This is a genomic window from Mycetocola saprophilus (assembly GCF_000718085.1).
Taxonomy (GTDB): Bacteria; Actinomycetota; Actinomycetes; order Actinomycetales; family Microbacteriaceae; genus Mycetocola; species Mycetocola saprophilus.
In genome coordinates, this window is the sequence record NZ_JOEC01000001.1 from 77573 (window position 1) to 93592 (window position 16020).

Here is a 16020-nt window from a genome sequence, read left to right on the forward strand (position 1 = left end):
CTTTTACACCTGCGCCTCGCCGATTGTGGTTTTCCACACCGTATCTGCAAGAAATTCGGTGGATTTAACAAGCTTGCGGGCGTAATGGGGGGCAAAAATTTGATAGGCTAACTGAAGTTCCCCGCCTGAAGTGTGTAGTTTTTCTGTGTGCCCGGGTGGGGCGTCCAAACATTCGTCGTCGCGAGAGCTGAGCTCCCCGCCCGAAACAGGAGATAGCGCTGATAGTAAACGCTGTGCACCTGCTGGTCCCGACCGGAAACGAAGACGGTTTCCACGCGCCGTCCATCATGGAGTTCTTCCCTGAGGTCTTCCTCTTTGACGGAACTCCGTTCGCGATCAACCGCATCATGATGGTGCGTTTCATCGCTGTCGCCGCTCTTCTTATTTTGTTCTGGATCGGCACCCGCCGGATGCGAGTCGTCCCGGGTCGCTTCCAGAGCCTGATCGAGATGGGACTCGACCTCGTTCGAGTCAACATTGGCGAGGACCTCCTCGGCAAAAAGGATGCCAAGCGCTTCCTGCCGATCCTCACAACCATCTTCTTTATGGTTCTGTTCCTGAACATCACGGGAGTCATTCCGTTCCTCAACATCGCCGGTACTTCGGTCATCGGTGTCCCGTTGGTTCTTGCCCTGGTGTCTTACATCACCTTCATCTATGCCGGTATCAAGAAGAGCCCGAAGAAGTTCTTCAAGAACTCGCTGTTCCCCGCCGGGGTTCCGTGGCCGGTCTACATCATTGTGACCCCGATCGAGCTCGTCTCGACCTTCGTTATTCGACCGGTCACCCTGACCCTTCGACTGATGATGAACATGGTCGTTGGTCACCTTCTGCTGGTGCTGTTCTTTGCAGCCACGCAGTTCTTCATTTTTGCTGCGGGTGGCCTCTGGCCGCTGCTCGGCATCGGAAGCCTGGCATTCGGCTTTGCTTTCACCCTGTTCGAAATCCTGGTTGCAGTGCTCCAGGCTTACGTCTTCACGCTGCTGACTGCTGTCTACATTCAGCTGGCAGTAGCGGACGAACACTAACCGAGTACGGCAAACGCCTGCTCACCATCACGGAAGGAAACACTCGTGGACGCAACTACCGTTCTCGCTGACATCTCTGGAAACATCGGAACCGTTGGTTACGGTCTCGCTGCTATCGGCCCGGCCATCGGTGTGGGTATCGTCGTTGGTAAGACCATCGAGGGTGTCGCACGTCAGCCCGAGCTGCAGTCGAAGCTCCAGGTTCTGATGTGGATTGGTATCGCCTTTACCGAGGCCCTGGCCTTCATCGGTATCGCAACCTACTTCATCTTCCAGGGTTAATCACCCCCTCGCAGACAATAAGGAGGCATCATGCTTCATGCAGCAGTTTTAGCTTCGGGTGAGGCCACGCCTAACCCGATGCTTCCTGCCCCGTACGACATCCTCTGGTCGTCCGTCTGCTTCATCATCATCCTGATTGCGTTCTGGAAGGTCTTCCTCCCCAAGATGCAGGCGATGCTCGATGAGCGTTCGGCTGCTATCGAGGGCAACATCGCTAAGGCCGACGAGGCCCAGCGTGAGGCCGAGGCAGCACTGGAGAAGTACACGGCTCAGCTGGCCGAGGCTCGTGTGGAGGCTGGAGAAATCCGCGAAGCCGCCCGTGAGGATGGCAAGCAGATCGTGGCTGAGGCTCGTGACCTGGCAACCACCGAGGCGTCGCGGATCACCGCTACCGCCAACGCACAGATCGAGGCAGAGCGTCAGAGCGCCCTGGTTTCGCTGCGCACCGAGGTGGGAACCCTGGCCCTGGACCTGGCTGGCAACGTGATCGGGGAGAGCCTGAGCGACGACAAGAAGGCCGCAGGCCTGGTCGACCGCTTCCTCGCCGACCTCGAGGCCGCTCCGGCCTCGACCGTAGGAAAGAACTAACACAATGGGTAGCGCAACCAGAGAAGCACTCGCCGCAGGAACGCAGGCACTGCAGTCGACCGGCGCGGTGGACCAGAACACGGCCACCGAGCTGTTCGCTGTGGGTCGTGCAATTGATTCCAGTGCCCAGCTGCGCGCGCTGCTCGCGGACCCGGCTGCCGAAGCCGCGGTCAAGGTAGCGGCTACGGAGCGTATCTTCGCGAAGGCGGTGAGCGCCACGACCCTCGGTCTGGTGAACTCCGTCGTGTCGCAGCGCTGGTCCACCTCGGTGGACCTGCTCGAGGGCATCGAAGACCTCGGGCTCCGTGCCGCCGCCGTTTCGGCCGGTGCCGAGGCCCCGATCACGAGCGAACTCTTCGAGTTCGGTCAGGTCGTGGCCTCGGACGCCGAGCTGGAACTCGCACTCGGCTCCAAGCTGGGTACGGCAAAGGACAAGGCCGCCGTGGTCACCAAGCTGCTTGAGGGCAAGGCTCTCCCGCAGACCGTGGCCATCGTGGAGCACCTTGTGGCTCAGCCCCGTGGTCGTCGGATCCGTGAGCTGCTGCGTACCGCGGCCGCCACGGTCGCCGATCAGCAGGGCTTCGCCATCGCCACCGTGACCAGCGCCGTTCCGCTGAGTGACGCCCAGGTTGAGCGGCTCTCCGCCAGCCTCAGCGCACAGTATGGTCGCAGCCTTCGGGTGAACAAGATCATCGACCCGACCATCATTGGTGGCCTTCGGGTTCAGATCGGCGACGACGTGTTCGACGGAAGCGTTTCGACGCGTCTGTCGGAACTCCGACTTCAGCTTGCTGGCTAGCACAGCCAGACAAATTCGCAGGAGACCTTATCGTCTCCGCACAGATAGGGAAGAAGATGGCAGAACTTACGATCAGCCCCGACGAGATCCGTGATGCTCTCAAGGACTTCGTATCGGCATACGAGCCCGGCTCGGCCTCCAAGACCGAGGTGGGCCACGTGGTTGACGCCGCGGACGGCATCGCTCACGTTGAGGGCCTCCCGGGCGTAATGGCTAACGAGCTCATCCGTTTCGCGGATGGCACGCTTGGTCTCGCCCAGAACCTCGACGAAAACGAGATTGGTGTTGTTGTTCTCGGTGAGTTCGGCGGCATCGTCGAGGGCCTCGAGGTCACTCGCACCGGTGAGGTTCTCTCCGTTCCGGTTGGTGACGGCTACCTGGGTCGCGTTGTTGACCCGCTGGGTAACCCCATCGACGGTCTCGGCGAGATCGCTACCGACGGTGTCCGCGCCCTCGAGCTCCAGGCTCCCGGCGTGATGCAGCGTAAGAGCGTGCACGAGCCCATGATGACCGGTATCAAGGCTATTGACGCCATGATCCCCGTCGGTCGCGGTCAGCGTCAGCTGATCATTGGTGACCGTCAGACCGGTAAGACCGCAATCGCGATCGACACCATCATCAACCAGAAGGACAACTGGGCAACCGGTGACCCCTCGAAGCAGGTTCGCTGCATCTACGTAGCAATCGGCCAGAAGGGCTCCACCATCGCCTCGGTGAAGGGTGCCCTGGAAGAGGCCGGCGCGCTGGAGTACACCACCATCGTGGCGTCCCCCGCATCCGACCCCGCAGGCTTCAAGTACCTCGCTCCGTACACCGGTTCGGCCATTGGTCAGCACTGGATGTACGACGGCAAGCACGTCCTCATCGTGTTCGATGACCTCTCCAAGCAGGCCGAGGCCTACCGTGCCGTGTCGCTGCTGCTGCGTCGTCCGCCGGGGCGTGAGGCTTACCCGGGTGACGTCTTCTACCTGCACTCCCGTCTGCTTGAGCGTTGCGCCAAGCTCTCCGACGAGCTGGGTGCCGGTTCGATGACCGGTCTGCCGATCATCGAGACCAAGGCAAACGACGTCTCCGCATACATCCCGACCAACGTGATCTCGATCACCGACGGTCAGATCTTCCTCCAGTCGGACCTGTTCAACGCGAACCAGCGCCCGGCAGTGGACGTGGGTATCTCCGTGTCCCGTGTGGGTGGTGACGCTCAGGTCAAGTCGATCAAGAAGGTCTCCGGTACCCTCAAGCTCGAGCTGGCTCAGTACCGTTCGCTGGAAGCCTTCGCAATGTTCGCTTCGGACCTGGACGCCGCTAGCCGTCGTCAGCTGGCCCGTGGTGCACGCCTGACCGAGCTGCTCAAGCAGCCGCAGTACTCGCCGATGCCGGTCGAGAACCAGGTCGTTTCGATCTGGGCAGGTACCAACGGCAAGTTCGACACCGTTCCGGTGGAGGACGTTCTGCGCTTCGAGAAGGAGCTGCACGACTACCTGGCTCGCAACACCGAGGTTCTGAAGACCCTCCGCGAGACCAACGTGCTCGACGACGACACTCGTGACGCACTGTCGGCCGCCGTTGACGCATTCTCCAAGGAGTTCATCACCAAGGGTGAGCACGACGAAGAGGTAGTCGAAGCGGAAAACGACCAGGAAAAGATCGTCAAGGGACGTCGCTAACCCATGGGTGCACAGCTCCGGGTCTACACGCAGAAGATTAAGTCCGCGCAGACGACCAAGAAGATCACCAAGGCGATGGAGCTGATCGCCGCGTCCCGTATTCAGAAGGCGCAGGCGCGCGTGGCGGCTTCCGGGCCGTACTCGCGGGCCATCACCCGTGCGGTTTCCGCGGTGGCAACGTACTCCAACGTGGAGCACGTTCTCACCACGGAGCCGGCCGAGATCAAGCGTGCCGCGGTGGTTGTATTCACCTCGGACCGCGGTCTCGCGGGTGCCTTCAACTCGCAGATTCTGCGGGAGGCCAACGACCTGACCGAAGAGCTTCGCGCTGAGGGCAAAGAGGTGATTCACTTCGCTTACGGACGTAAGGCCGTTGCGAACTTCACCTTCCGCAAGCAGCCGCTCGCCGGTCAGTGGGTTGGCGAGGCCGAGAACCCGACCTTCGCCGCGGCGAAGGAGATCGGTGAGGCCCTGCTGGATTCCTTCCTGAAGGATGAGGCAGACGGTGGCGTGGACGAGATCCACCTCGTCTTCAACCGCTTCGTGAGCATGATGACGCAGACCCCTCAGGTTCTGCGCCTGCTGCCGCTCGAGGTTGTTGAGGGTGTGGAGGCTCCGGACAAGTCCGAGGTTCTCCCGCTGTACGAGTTCGAGCCCGACGCCGAGACGGTTCTGGACGCCCTGCTCCCGGTATACATCGAGAGCCGGATCTTCAACGCCCTCCTGCAGTCGGCTGCCGCAAAGCACGCCGCCACCCAGAAGGCCATGAAGTCCGCCTCCGATAACGCCGACAAGCTCATTACCGACTACACCCGACTGCGTAACAACGCACGTCAGGCGGAGATCACCCAGCAGATCTCCGAAATCGTCGGTGGAGCAGACGCCCTGGCGTCCTCCTAGAAGTTTTTCGAGAACGAGAGAGAAGAAAGCTATGACAACCACCGCCGATGCCACGGCGACCGAGCAGACCGCCGTTGTCGGTCGTGTCGCTCGCGTCACCGGCCCGGTCGTTGACATCGAGTTTCCGCACGATGCGATCCCCGGGATCTACAACGCGCTGAAGACCGAAATCACGATCGGTGACGAGACCACCACCCTGACCCTCGAGGTTGCCCAGCACCTGGGCGACGACCTGGTTCGCGCCATCGCCCTGAAGCCGACCGACGGTATCGTCCGCGGCCAGGAGGTTATCGACACCGGTCTGCCGATCTCCGTACCCGTTGGTGATGTCACCAAGGGTAAGGTATTCAACGTTCTGGGCGAGGTCCTGAACGGTGACGCCATCGAGGTTTCCGAGCGCTGGCCCATCCACCGCACCCCGCCGCCCTTCGACCAGCTCGAGTCCAAGACTCAGCTGTTCGAGACCGGTATCAAGTCGATCGACCTGCTGACCCCCTACGTACAGGGTGGAAAGATTGGTCTGTTCGGTGGTGCCGGTGTGGGTAAGACCGTTCTGATCCAGGAGATGATCCAGCGTGTTGCGCAGGATCACGGTGGTGTGTCGGTCTTCGCCGGTGTGGGTGAGCGTACCCGTGAGGGTAACGACCTGATCCACGAGATGGAAGAAGCGGGCGTGTTCGACAAGACCGCGCTTGTGTTCGGCCAGATGGATGAGCCGCCGGGGACCCGTCTCCGCGTGGCACTGTCGGCCCTGACCATGGCGGAGTACTTCCGCGATGTTCAGAAGCAGGACGTGCTGCTCTTCATCGACAACATCTTCCGATTCACCCAGGCGGGTTCGGAGGTGTCGACCCTGCTGGGCCGTATGCCTTCGGCCGTGGGTTACCAGCCGAACCTCGCGGACGAGATGGGCCTCCTGCAGGAGCGCATCACCTCGACCCGTGGTCACTCGATCACCTCGCTGCAGGCGATCTACGTGCCGGCCGATGACTACACCGACCCGGCTCCGGCGACCACCTTCGCCCACCTGGACGCCACCACCGAGCTGTCGCGTGAAATCGCGTCGAAGGGCCTCTACCCGGCCATCGACCCGCTGACCTCGACCTCGCGGATCATGGACCCGCGTTACTTAGGTGAGGACCACTACCGCGTGGCCACCACGGTCAAGTCGATCCTGCAGAAGAACAAGGAACTCCAGGAGATCATCGCGATCCTCGGTGTTGACGAGCTCTCCGAGGAAGACAAGATCACCGTGTCGCGCGCACGTCGTATCGAGCAGTTCCTGTCGCAGAACACCTACATGGCGAAGAAGTTCACCGGTGTTGAGGGTTCGACAGTCCCCCTGCGCGAGACCATCGAGTCCTTCGATGCCATCGCCAAGGGTGAGTTCGACCACGTCGCCGAGCAGGCCTTCTTCAACGTCGGTGGTATCTCCGACGTTGAGGCCAAGTGGGCTCAGATCCAGAAGGACAACGCCTAATCATGGCCGTTCTTTCCGTCAGTGTTGTTTCGGCTTCCCACGAGGTGTGGACGGGCGAAGCGAAGCAGGTCGTTGCTCGTACCGTCGAGGGTCAGATCGGTATTCTTGCCGGTCACGAGCCGCTGCTGGCCATTCTGGCCAACGGTGAGGTTCGGATCACCCTCGAAAACGGCGAGAAGATCGTTGCTCAGGCGGACGGTGGATTCCTCTCGGTTGAGCACAACTCCGTGAGCATCGTCGCCGGCGCTGCCTCGCTCGTCGGCTAGTTCGCCCGCTTCACCCCTACGACCCGCCCCCGTGTTTATTCTGCTGCCTCCTTCGGAGACCAAGCGGCAGGATGAACCGGGGGCGGTGTCGTTTAACGACGATCTCTACTCGGGGCTGCGTTTTCCCGAACTGGGGATCGTCCGCCAGGAACTGGTGGCGGATCTGGAGCTTCTCTGCGCCGATCCGGTGGCCGCCGCCGCGGCTCTCAAGCTCGGCGCTCGGCTGGCGGGGGAGGTGGTGCTGAACACCGCGCTGGAATCCGCCCCGCGCCTGCCCGCGCTGGAGCGCTACACCGGGGTGCTGTTTGACCCCATCGGGGCCCCGTCGCTCTCGCGTGCCGAGCGCACCTGGGCGGCCGCCCACATTCTGATTCAGTCGGCCCCGTTTGGGCCGGTGGGCGCGATGGACCCGCTGCCCAACTATCGACTTTCGGCCACCGGGAAGGTGCCGCCGACCACGCTCAAGAAGCGCTGGTCCGCCGCCGGTGCTTCGGCCCTGGCCTCCCTGCACGGTTTTGTGCTGGACCTGCGCTCGGAGGCCTATGCGGCGCTCTCGCCGCTGGCCCCCACTGGTAACCACGCCTATCTGCGTGTGGTCGCCGCCCCCGCGCCCGGGCAGAGCACGCCGGGCAACGCCCTCAACCACTTCAATAAGAAGACCAAGGGCTTGCTGGTGGCCCGGCTCCTGGCCACCCGTCCCGGCTGCCGCAACGCCGCGCAGTTTGTCGAATGGGCGACCGAGCAGGGCTTCACCGCGTCGCTTGTCGACGGTGAGATTCGCTTCGAGGAGCTGCGGTAGGACGTGCAGGGGCCGCGTCCCGGGTATTTACCGGGGAATAGACTGGAGGCTGCGTCCGGGATGCCGACCTAGTTGCGTCCCGGAACCCCCACGCACATCTCATACCCAGGAGCCCGCTTCATGACCGATCTTGTCGCCTTCGCCCACGGCCTGCCCAAGGCCGAACTGCACCTCCACCTCGAGGGCACCCTCGAACCCGAACTGAAGTTCGCCCTCGCCGCCCGCAACGGCATCGAGCTGGCCGAGAAGACGGTGGAGGAGGTCCGCGCGACCTATAACTTCCACGACCTCACCAGCTTCCTGCAGGTCTACTACCCGGCCATGGGTGTGCTGCAGACCGCCCAGGACTTCCGTGACCTCGCCTATGCCTACCTGAAGAAGGCCGCGAGCCAGGGGACCCGGCACGCCGAGATGTTCTTTGACCCGCAGGCCCACACCTCGCGGGGCGTCCCGTTCGCGAACGTCATCGGTGGTTACCGTCAGGCGATCATCGAGGCGCGCGCCGACTTTGGCATCCAGGGCGAACTGATCCTCTGCATCCTGCGTGACTTCTCCGCCGAGTTTGCGATGGCCACGCTGATGGAGGCGCTGCCCTATAAGGACTGGATCCTGGGCCTCGGCCTCGACTCCGATGAGCGCGGTAACCCGCCGGCAAAGTTCGCCGCCGTCTTTGCGCGCGCGAAGGCCGAGGGATTCCTGCTGACGATGCACTGCGATATCGACCAGGAGGGGTCGATCGAGAACATCCGCCAGGTCATCGAGGACATCCAGGTGGACCGGATCGACCACGGCACCAATATCGTCGAGAACGACGCCCTGGTCGAGGCGGCCAAGGCCCGTGGGCTGGGTTTCACCACCTGCCCGATCTCCAACTCGTTTGTGACCGACCAGATGAAGTCCGATGAGATTGTTGCGCTGCTGCGTCGCGGCCTCAAGGTCACGATCAACAGCGATGACCCCGCCTACTTCGGTGGTTACGTGGCCGATAACTACGTGGCTCTGGCCGAGAAGGCCGACCTGGGCATCGAGGAGCTCGCCCAGCTCGCCCGGAACTCGTTTGAGGCTTCCTGGCTGACCCCGTTCCGCCGCGACGCCTACCTGGCCGAGGTGGATGCCTACGTGGCGGCCTTTACCGCCTCCTAGATAGCTCGGGCGGATTCGCCCGCAGATGGCCTGGACCACACCGTCCCGGATTTCGCGGATGTGCCGTAACGCCCGTGTCTCCCCTTGGGGAGACGCGGGCGTTTTCCACAGATGCAACGTGTTCGTGAGTTATCCACAGAGCGGTTTCCGGGTGGCGTACCGGGCACCGGAGCGGGTGAGGCTTGGGGCATGAAACCATTCCACGCCCACACACCCGACGCCTTCCTGCGCGTTCTTCCCCGGCTCCTGGGGTTTGCTCCGCGCCGCTGCATCCTGCTGGTCGCGTTTAACGCCGACCACACCTGCGGACTCCTCCGCTTTGATCTGCCGCGCCGCGCGGGGCAGACCGATCTTTACGAGGCGGCGTTTGGACTGCTCTCGGCCGAACCTGCCCCGCACAACGATGCCTCGGTGGTGGGAGCCCCACCGGAGTTAGGGGACACCACGGCGAGAGATTCTGCCGTCGGGAATCGCTCGGCGGAAGTCCCCGCGGTGGGTGCTGCGGTGGGTGCTGCGGCCGCGGGGGATTCCTCGGCGGGAGGCGATGCGGTGAACGACGTTGCCGAGGGGGAGAGCTCGGCGGGCGGCTTCGCGGTGAAGGGCGGGGCCACGGGGGCGAAGGCGATGACCGCGGCCGATGTCGAGTGGGTGCGGACCCTCGATAACCGAGCGCGCGCGATGATCGGGGTGTTCTGTCGCATTCCCCACGCCGAGTCGATTCTGCCCGTGGTCTATACCGATCGCTCGATCGGTCGCATCCGCGCCTCGAGCTCGCTGCCCTGGCGAGACTTCGTGGGGGAGGTGCTGACCTATGCGGAGATCGCCGGGTACCCGGTGCGGGATGCCCTGGTGGTTTCGGGCTCACACTGGGGCCATTACCTGGCCGAGCCGGGGACGCCGGCGGTCCGGAGATTGACCCTGCCGTCCGACGCGCCGCCGGATCGGTAATGTTATCTTTGAGGCGAGTCGGTGGCCAATTCCCAGCAAAAACGGTACCTTCTGACATACCCTGGCCCGGTTCGAAGTCGCGCGTCGGGGTTGAACCTCGGTAGACTCGTCGAACGAGGAAACAATACTCGGTGCCAATGTGTCGCCGGTTGCGAGAACAATTGGCCGAAAGGAATCCACGTGAGCGAGCTTGACGTGCATAGCGGCTCGTACCGTGTTCCCCGATCCGAGGGTGCAGACCTCATCATCCGATGGGCGAGTGCCACCGATACCGGCAGAAAGCGCGAGGTCAATCAGGACGCCCTGATCGCCCGCTTCCCGCTGTTTGTTGTCGCCGACGGCATGGGCGGGCACGAGGCCGGCGAGGTTGCCTCCGCGGCGGTTGTTGATCACCTGGGGACCCTCCTGGACAGCGGTGCCACCGTGAGCCGGGAAAACCTGGAAAACTCCCTCCGCGGTGCGGTGCACCAGATGGCCGAGGCAGTTGGCCCGTCCGAGCTGGGCACGGGCACCACGATCACCGGCGTGGTGTATGCCGGTGCCGGCGCGGCCGAGAGCCAATGGTCGGTGCTGAACATCGGCGACTCGCGGGTTTACCGCCTCGCCGAGGGTCGTCTGGATCAGATCACCGTCGACCACTCGATCGTTCAGGAGCTGCTCTCCGCGGGCGCGATCAGCCCCGCCGAAGCCGAAAACCACCCGCACGGCAACGTGATTACCCGGGCGGTGGGCCTCAACGAGGACCCGATCCCCGACTACGTGACCGTACGCACATCACCCGGGGCACGCTGGGTCGTCTGCTCCGACGGGCTGACCAAGGAGCTGACCGACTACGGAATCCAGCACTTCCTGGAGACCTCAGAGACCCCCGCCGATGCGCTGCTGGCCATGTTCACCGCCGCCCTCGGCAACGGTGGACGCGATAACATCTCGGCCATCGTGTTCGACGAACTCCTCGACGACGCGCGTATCGCCGCCGAAACACCTGGTACTCCCGAAACATCCAGTACCCCGGAAACGCTCAGTACCCCGGAAACCCCTGGTGCGCCTGCGGCCCACTCGGATGTTTCCACTCAGGCGCTTGTCGACGAGACAGCAATCGAAGCGGCGGCCCATGCCGCCGCCGACGGTGCTGCCGTGCCCGACACGGCCACCGAAGCAGCCCACCCCGGCGCCTCGTAGGCGCAAACGCCGCCCAGGGCACCCACCCCAGCGCGCCCGAGGCGCGAATGCTGCTCGTGCCGTCAGCCGCAGCGCCCTTGCCACAGCGCGATCGTCGCTGGGGCCGTCCGCCGCACAGTTTGGGCCGCGGCGAAATCAGCGCGCACGCAATGCGGCAAACCGCACTGCGTCCCGCTAGCGGCGCTCTCGCCTGCAATCGCTGCGCTCCCGCCCGCTGGCGGCGCGCTCGCGTCCGCTGCTGCCCCGCTACGGGCGTGCGATCAGCGGGGAGACCCGGATGTCGCCGACGACCGCGCCGCCGCCGGAGAGGTGCAGCGGAAGGCGGGTGAGGGTTTCCGCGACGTCCGCAGGGTCCAGGGCCCCGGCATCGGCCAGCAGCGTCAGGGCCACCAGGGCACCGGCCCGGGCGCTGCCGTCGAGGATCTTCACGGCGGCGGTGGTGCCATCGGGGGCCGAAACCACCATGACGCCCTCGGCACCGGTCTTGGCAAAGGCCCCGTGACGGTCGGCGATGATCGTGTCCGGGCGGCCGGGACCGTCGATGCCCCAGGCATCGGCCAGAACCGCGTCCACCAGGATGCCCGCGTTGCGGTACAGCGCGAACGGGGAGGAGGCCGAGGAGGTGCGAATCCGCGCGTATCCGCGCGCGAGTGCGGCCAGGGAAATCGCGAAGACCGGGGCACCGCAGCCGTCCACGCCGGTGGCAACCGGACGCTCGCCACAGAACCGCTCGATCACGTCCCGCACCTGCTGCTGAACCGGGTGCTGGGGATCCAGATAGCTCTCCACCGGCCAGCCGTTCTGCGCGCAGGCCAGCAGCATCGCCGCATGCTTGCCCGAGCACTCCATATAGATCGGGGCGGGCTCGACATTGTCGCGAAGCAGCTCGGTGCGGGTCGCGTTATCGCGCGGCAGCGCGGGCGGGCACTGCAGGGCGGCCTCGGTCAGACCCGCCTGGGCGATCATGCTGCGCACCACCTGGATGTGACGCTGGGTACCCGCATGGCTCGCGGTGGCCAGCGCGGCGGCGGCCGAGCGCAGACCCACGCCGGCGTTCATCATCGCGATCGCCTGGAAGGGCTTGAGCGTGGAGCGGGGGAAGATCGGGGCATCGGGATCACCGATCGAGCGGACCACCTCGGCGTGCTGATTCAACACGATCGCCGAACCTGCATGACGGGACTCGACAAAGCCGCTCCTCACCACCTGCGCCAGCTCGACGGCGCGCGCGGCGCTAAAGGTTTCGGCACGAATCGGGGAGGCAGCTTCGGAAGTAGTCACCGATCCAGCGTACCCGGGATGGTGGGCTCATGTCAGAATGACACCATGATCGGAGAACACAACTACCTCGTCCGGGTCACCTGGGACGGCAACCGCGGTACCGGCACAACCGGTTACCGGGACTACGATCGCGACCTGACGGTGCGAATTGACGGGAAACCCGACCTGTTGGGATCCTCCGATCGTCCGTTCCGCGGCAACCCCGCACGCTGGAACCCCGAGGACCACCTGCTGACCGCGCTCTCGGAGTGTCACCTCCTCAGCTACCTCCACGCGGCCGTGACCGCGGGTGTGGTGGTGACCGACTACGTGGATGAGGCACGTGGCACCATGCGCGAGGACGGACGCGGCGGGGGAGCCTTCACCGACGTCCTTCTCTCCCCGGTGGTCACCGTGGCCGACGCGAGCATGGTTGAGGCCGCTCACGCCGCCCACGCCGAGGCCAACCGGATGTGCTTCATCGCCAACTCGGTGAACTTCCCGGTGCGGCATGAGGCCACCATCCTGGTGGCCGGTGCCTCCGCCGAGCGGGACACCTAAATCGGCGGCGAGCAACCCCAGACACAAAACCCGCGTGCCCAGGGGCACGCGGGGTTTCAGGAGAACTAGAGGCGTTCGCGGCGCCACAGGGCGCGCTTGGCCTTCTCGATAATGTCGTGGGGCGGCGATTCGTTGTACTCGTTGGCGAGCTCCTGCTCGCTCAGCGCGTGAATCGCGGCCATGATCTCGTCGGTGGCCAGGCGGCGGGCGCGACCGCTGTTGGCGGGACCGTGAACCGAGACATCGATCGGCTCACCGTAGCGGATCTTCACCTTGGCAAATCGCGGCACCTTGGCGCCAACCGGCATCATCTTATTGGTACCGATCAGACCCACCGGAACCACCTTCGCCCCGGTGGTCAACGCGAGCCAGGCCACGCCGGTGCGTCCCTTATACAGGCGACCGTCCAGCGAACGGGTGCCCTCGGGGTAGATCGCAAACGCGTTCCCACCCTCGAGGATCTGGCGACCCTGTTCGAGCGCCTCCTGCGCCGCCTGTCCGGCACCGCGGCGCACGCCGACGGCTCCGATCGAGGTGAAAAACATCTTGGAGAACCAGCCCTTGATGCCGGTGCCCTCGAAGTACGCGGACTTGGCCAGGAACTGAACCCGCCGCGGTGCCAGGACCGGAATCACGATGCTGTCGATAAAGGAGAGGTGGTTGCTCGCGATGATCACGGGCCCCTCCAGCGGAACGTTCTTGGTGCCCTCGATCTTGACCCGGTACACCATTTTGGCGAGCGGAAACATGATCGCTCGGCCCAGGTGGTAGACAAAACCCGGGCGCTGAAGCGGCTCGTTCGGCGTGTTCTCGGTCATTAGATTGAGGGTACTAGGGTCCACATGCCCGCCGGGTTATGTTCTCGGCGCGGCGTTAACCTGGGCATTTCGTGCATCGGCAGTGCACATCTCAGCAACGTCGGGCAGACTGGTACGCGGTGGCATGTTCACATGCCCGTCGATCGCAGAGAAAGTTATCCGAGTGAAAATTCGTTCCAGCCTTGCCCTTGCCGCCGCGGTATCCGTCCTTCTGGTCGGCTGCACGAGCACCAACAACTCCGCCGAGGTCGAAAAGGGGTGTTTCACCTTCCCGACCGGCAAGCAGCTGGACTCGGCCAAGATCGGCGATAACTTCGGCAAGGAACCGAAGATCGACATTGCCAAGGGAACCAAGGTTGAGACCTCGCAGTCGCGCGTGATCGTCGAGGGTAAGGGCGAGAAGGTTCGTCCGAACGACACCGCCGTCGCCGACATCTCGCTCTACAACGCCACCACCGGTGAGTTTGCGTTCAAGGCCCCCTACAACGGCCAGGGCAGCAACTCGGTGCAGATCAACGAGCAGCTGATCGAGAGCATCAGCGCCGCCGTGGGCTGCCACACCGTCGGCTCGCGCGTGGCCGTGCTGGCCGCCCCCAAGGACCTGTTTGGTGCCCAGGGCAACGAGCAGCTGAAGATCGGTAAGGACGACTCGGTTCTGATCGTGGCCGACATCATCTCCAACGAGAAGGCCCCCAAGGCTCGCGAGCTCAAGGGTGACTACAAGGACGCTCCCAAGGTCGAGTTCCCCGGCAACGGTGAGGCCCCCAAGGTGACCCTGCCGGACACCAACCCGCCCAAGGAGCTGACCATCGAGGTGCTGGAGAAGGGTGACGGTCCGGTGATTGCCGAGACCGACGCTCCCAAGCTGCAGACCGTCGGCATCAACTGGAACACCGGTGCCACCTTCCAGAAGTTCGACTCGGTGCTCGACATCGCCGCCAACGGCTACGTGCCCGGCTTCTCCAAGGCGATCATCGGCCAGACCAAGGGCTCCAAGATTCTGGCGATCCTGCCCCCGGCCGACGGCTACGGTGCCGGCGGTAACGCCCAGGCCGGTATCGGTGGCAAGGACACCATCGTCTTTGTGATCGACATCGCAAAGGACTAGTTCGTGCGTAAGGTCATTATTCTCGGGTCGACCGGATCGATCGGCACCCAGGCCCTGGACGTGATCCGGGCCAATCGGGAACGCTTCGAGGTGGTCGGTCTGATCGCCGGAACCGACCGGGAAACCCTGGACGCCCAGGCGGCCGAGTTTGGTGTTGAGCACACCGGGCTCGGCGTCGCCGCCGCCGAGGAGATGATTCGGGACGTCGAAGCCGATGTGGTGCTCAACGGCATCACCGGTTCGATCGGCCTGGGACCGACCCTGGCCGCGCTGCGGGCGGGGCGCACCCTGGCGCTGGCCAATAAGGAGTCGCTGATCGTCGGGGGAGACCTGGTGAACGATCTGGCATCTCCCGGGCAGATTGTCCCGGTGGACTCCGAGCACTCGGCGATCGCCCAGGCCCTGCGCGGCGGTGCCGCCCACGAGGTGCGCCGCCTGGTGCTCACCGCATCGGGCGGTCCGTTCCGCGGACGCAGCCGTGAGTCGCTGGCGGGGGTCACCCCGGCCGAGGCGCTCGCGCACCCCACCTGGGATATGGGGCTCATGGTCACCACCAACTCCTCGACCCTGGTCAATAAGGGACTCGAGGTCATCGAGGCGCACCTGCTGTTCGGGGTGCCCTATGACCGGATCGACGTGGCCGTGCACCCGCAGTCGATCGTGCACTCGATGGTTGAGTTCATCGACGGCTCGACCCTCGCCCAGGCCTCCCCGCCGGACATGCGCCTGCCGATCTCGCTCGGCCTGGACTGGCCGAACCGGGTCGCCGGGGTGGGGGTGCCGCTGGATTGGACCACCGCCCAGACCTGGACGTTTGAGCCGCTGGATAACGCCGCCTTCCCGGCGGTCGAGCTGGCAAAGACCGTGGGGCGCGCGGGGCTGAGTTATCCGGCCGTGTACAACGCGGCCAATGAGCAGGCGGTTCTGGCCTTCCACGCGGGGGCGCTGGACTACCTGGGCATCATCGACACCGTGCGCGCGGTCGTGGAAAAGCATGAGGCCGAGGACGCGCTGACCCTGGAGTCGCTGGCCGAGGCCGAGCGCTGGGCCCGGGCAACCGCGGATGCGCTGATCGCCGGTTAGTCGAGCGGATCTTCGGCGGGCACGCGCCCGCCCTCGGGCCCGGCGGGTAGCAACACCCGCAGCAGCCACATTGCCGGCAGCAGCAACGCCGGTAACAGCAACGCCAAC

The 16020-nt window shown here is 64.4% G+C and carries 17 protein-coding genes; 15 read left to right on the forward strand and 2 right to left on the reverse strand.

Translation table 11 applies throughout. The features are described from left to right. Nucleotides 1–233 precede the first annotated feature (233 nt). The 12 genes from atpB to IE92_RS0100400 all read left to right on the forward strand — a co-directional run bounded on the left by atpB (nucleotide 234) and on the right by IE92_RS0100400 (nucleotide 11082). On the forward strand, nucleotides 234–1028 hold the full coding sequence (gene atpB, locus IE92_RS0100345; RefSeq protein WP_043321249.1) for a F0F1 ATP synthase subunit A: 795 nt from the start codon (nucleotides 234–236) through the stop codon (nucleotides 1026–1028). Nucleotides 1029–1073: 45 nt separating this feature from the next. Then, nucleotides 1074–1310 (forward strand): ATP synthase F0 subunit C, encoded by a 237-nt coding sequence (gene atpE / locus IE92_RS0100350; protein WP_030142889.1) that lies wholly within the window; start codon nucleotides 1074–1076, stop codon nucleotides 1308–1310. 30 nt (nucleotides 1311–1340) lie between these two features. Then, the gene (locus IE92_RS0100355) at nucleotides 1341–1898 is read left to right on the forward strand and encodes a F0F1 ATP synthase subunit B (RefSeq protein WP_030142890.1); all 558 of its coding nucleotides are present in this window, start codon (nucleotides 1341–1343) and stop codon (nucleotides 1896–1898) included. Nucleotides 1899–1902: 4 nt separating this feature from the next. Next, a complete protein-coding gene (locus IE92_RS0100360) occupies nucleotides 1903–2697 on the forward strand; it encodes a F0F1 ATP synthase subunit delta (RefSeq protein ID WP_030142891.1) in 795 nt (264 codons plus the stop codon). Between the two features lie 56 nt (nucleotides 2698–2753). Then, nucleotides 2754–4364, forward strand: a complete 1611-nt coding sequence (gene atpA / locus IE92_RS0100365; protein WP_030142892.1) for a F0F1 ATP synthase subunit alpha — start codon at nucleotides 2754–2756, stop codon at nucleotides 4362–4364. 3 nt (nucleotides 4365–4367) lie between these two features. After that, nucleotides 4368–5264, forward strand: coding sequence for a F0F1 ATP synthase subunit gamma (locus IE92_RS0100370; protein WP_030142893.1), 897 nt, complete (start codon nucleotides 4368–4370; stop codon nucleotides 5262–5264). Between the two features lie 31 nt (nucleotides 5265–5295). Next, nucleotides 5296–6744, forward strand: a complete 1449-nt coding sequence (gene atpD / locus IE92_RS0100375; protein WP_030142894.1) for a F0F1 ATP synthase subunit beta — start codon at nucleotides 5296–5298, stop codon at nucleotides 6742–6744. A gap of 2 nt (nucleotides 6745–6746) precedes the next feature. Further along, complete coding sequence (locus tag IE92_RS0100380; RefSeq protein WP_030142895.1) at nucleotides 6747–7010, forward strand: F0F1 ATP synthase subunit epsilon; 264 nt, start codon at nucleotides 6747–6749, stop codon at nucleotides 7008–7010. A 31-nt stretch (nucleotides 7011–7041) separates the two neighbouring features. After that, nucleotides 7042–7809 carry a peroxide stress protein YaaA gene (yaaA, locus tag IE92_RS0100385; RefSeq protein WP_030142896.1) on the forward strand — a complete coding sequence of 256 codons (768 nt, stop codon included), beginning with the start codon at nucleotides 7042–7044 and terminating at the stop codon, nucleotides 7807–7809. Between the two features lie 120 nt (nucleotides 7810–7929). Then, complete coding sequence (gene add, locus IE92_RS0100390; protein ID WP_030142897.1) at nucleotides 7930–8952, forward strand: adenosine deaminase; 1023 nt, start codon at nucleotides 7930–7932, stop codon at nucleotides 8950–8952. Nucleotides 8953–9141: 189 nt separating this feature from the next. Further along, nucleotides 9142–9900 carry a DUF4192 family protein gene (locus tag IE92_RS0100395; RefSeq protein WP_030142898.1) on the forward strand — a complete coding sequence of 253 codons (759 nt, stop codon included), beginning with the start codon at nucleotides 9142–9144 and terminating at the stop codon, nucleotides 9898–9900. Nucleotides 9901–10080: 180 nt separating this feature from the next. Continuing rightward, complete coding sequence (locus IE92_RS0100400) at nucleotides 10081–11082, forward strand: PP2C family protein-serine/threonine phosphatase (protein ID WP_081863764.1); 1002 nt, start codon at nucleotides 10081–10083, stop codon at nucleotides 11080–11082. Between the two features lie 246 nt (nucleotides 11083–11328). Here the strand turns inward: IE92_RS0100400 and IE92_RS0100405 are convergent, their stop codons facing one another. Then, nucleotides 11329–12363 carry an asparaginase gene (locus IE92_RS0100405; RefSeq protein WP_043321252.1) on the reverse strand — a complete coding sequence of 345 codons (1035 nt, stop codon included), beginning with the start codon at nucleotides 12361–12363 and terminating at the stop codon, nucleotides 11329–11331. 45 nt (nucleotides 12364–12408) lie between these two features. On the opposite strand from IE92_RS0100405, the gene IE92_RS0100410 reads away from it, so the two are divergent. Beyond that, the gene (locus IE92_RS0100410; protein WP_030142901.1) at nucleotides 12409–12903 is read left to right on the forward strand and encodes an OsmC family protein; all 495 of its coding nucleotides are present in this window, start codon (nucleotides 12409–12411) and stop codon (nucleotides 12901–12903) included. Between the two features lie 65 nt (nucleotides 12904–12968). Here IE92_RS0100410 and IE92_RS0100415 read toward each other — a convergent pair whose 3' ends face one another. Continuing rightward, nucleotides 12969–13721, reverse strand: coding sequence for a lysophospholipid acyltransferase family protein (locus IE92_RS0100415; protein WP_030142902.1), 753 nt, complete (start codon nucleotides 13719–13721; stop codon nucleotides 12969–12971). A 163-nt stretch (nucleotides 13722–13884) separates the two neighbouring features. Between IE92_RS0100415 and IE92_RS0100420 the strand changes: the two genes are divergently transcribed. Together IE92_RS0100420 and IE92_RS0100425 are read left to right on the forward strand one after the other, a co-directional pair. After that, the gene (locus tag IE92_RS0100420) at nucleotides 13885–14829 is read left to right on the forward strand and encodes an FKBP-type peptidyl-prolyl cis-trans isomerase (protein WP_030142903.1); all 945 of its coding nucleotides are present in this window, start codon (nucleotides 13885–13887) and stop codon (nucleotides 14827–14829) included. Nucleotides 14830–14832: 3 nt separating this feature from the next. Then, nucleotides 14833–15912, forward strand: coding sequence for a 1-deoxy-D-xylulose-5-phosphate reductoisomerase (locus IE92_RS0100425; protein WP_030142904.1), 1080 nt, complete (start codon nucleotides 14833–14835; stop codon nucleotides 15910–15912). Nucleotides 15913–16020: the final 108 nt, after the last annotated feature.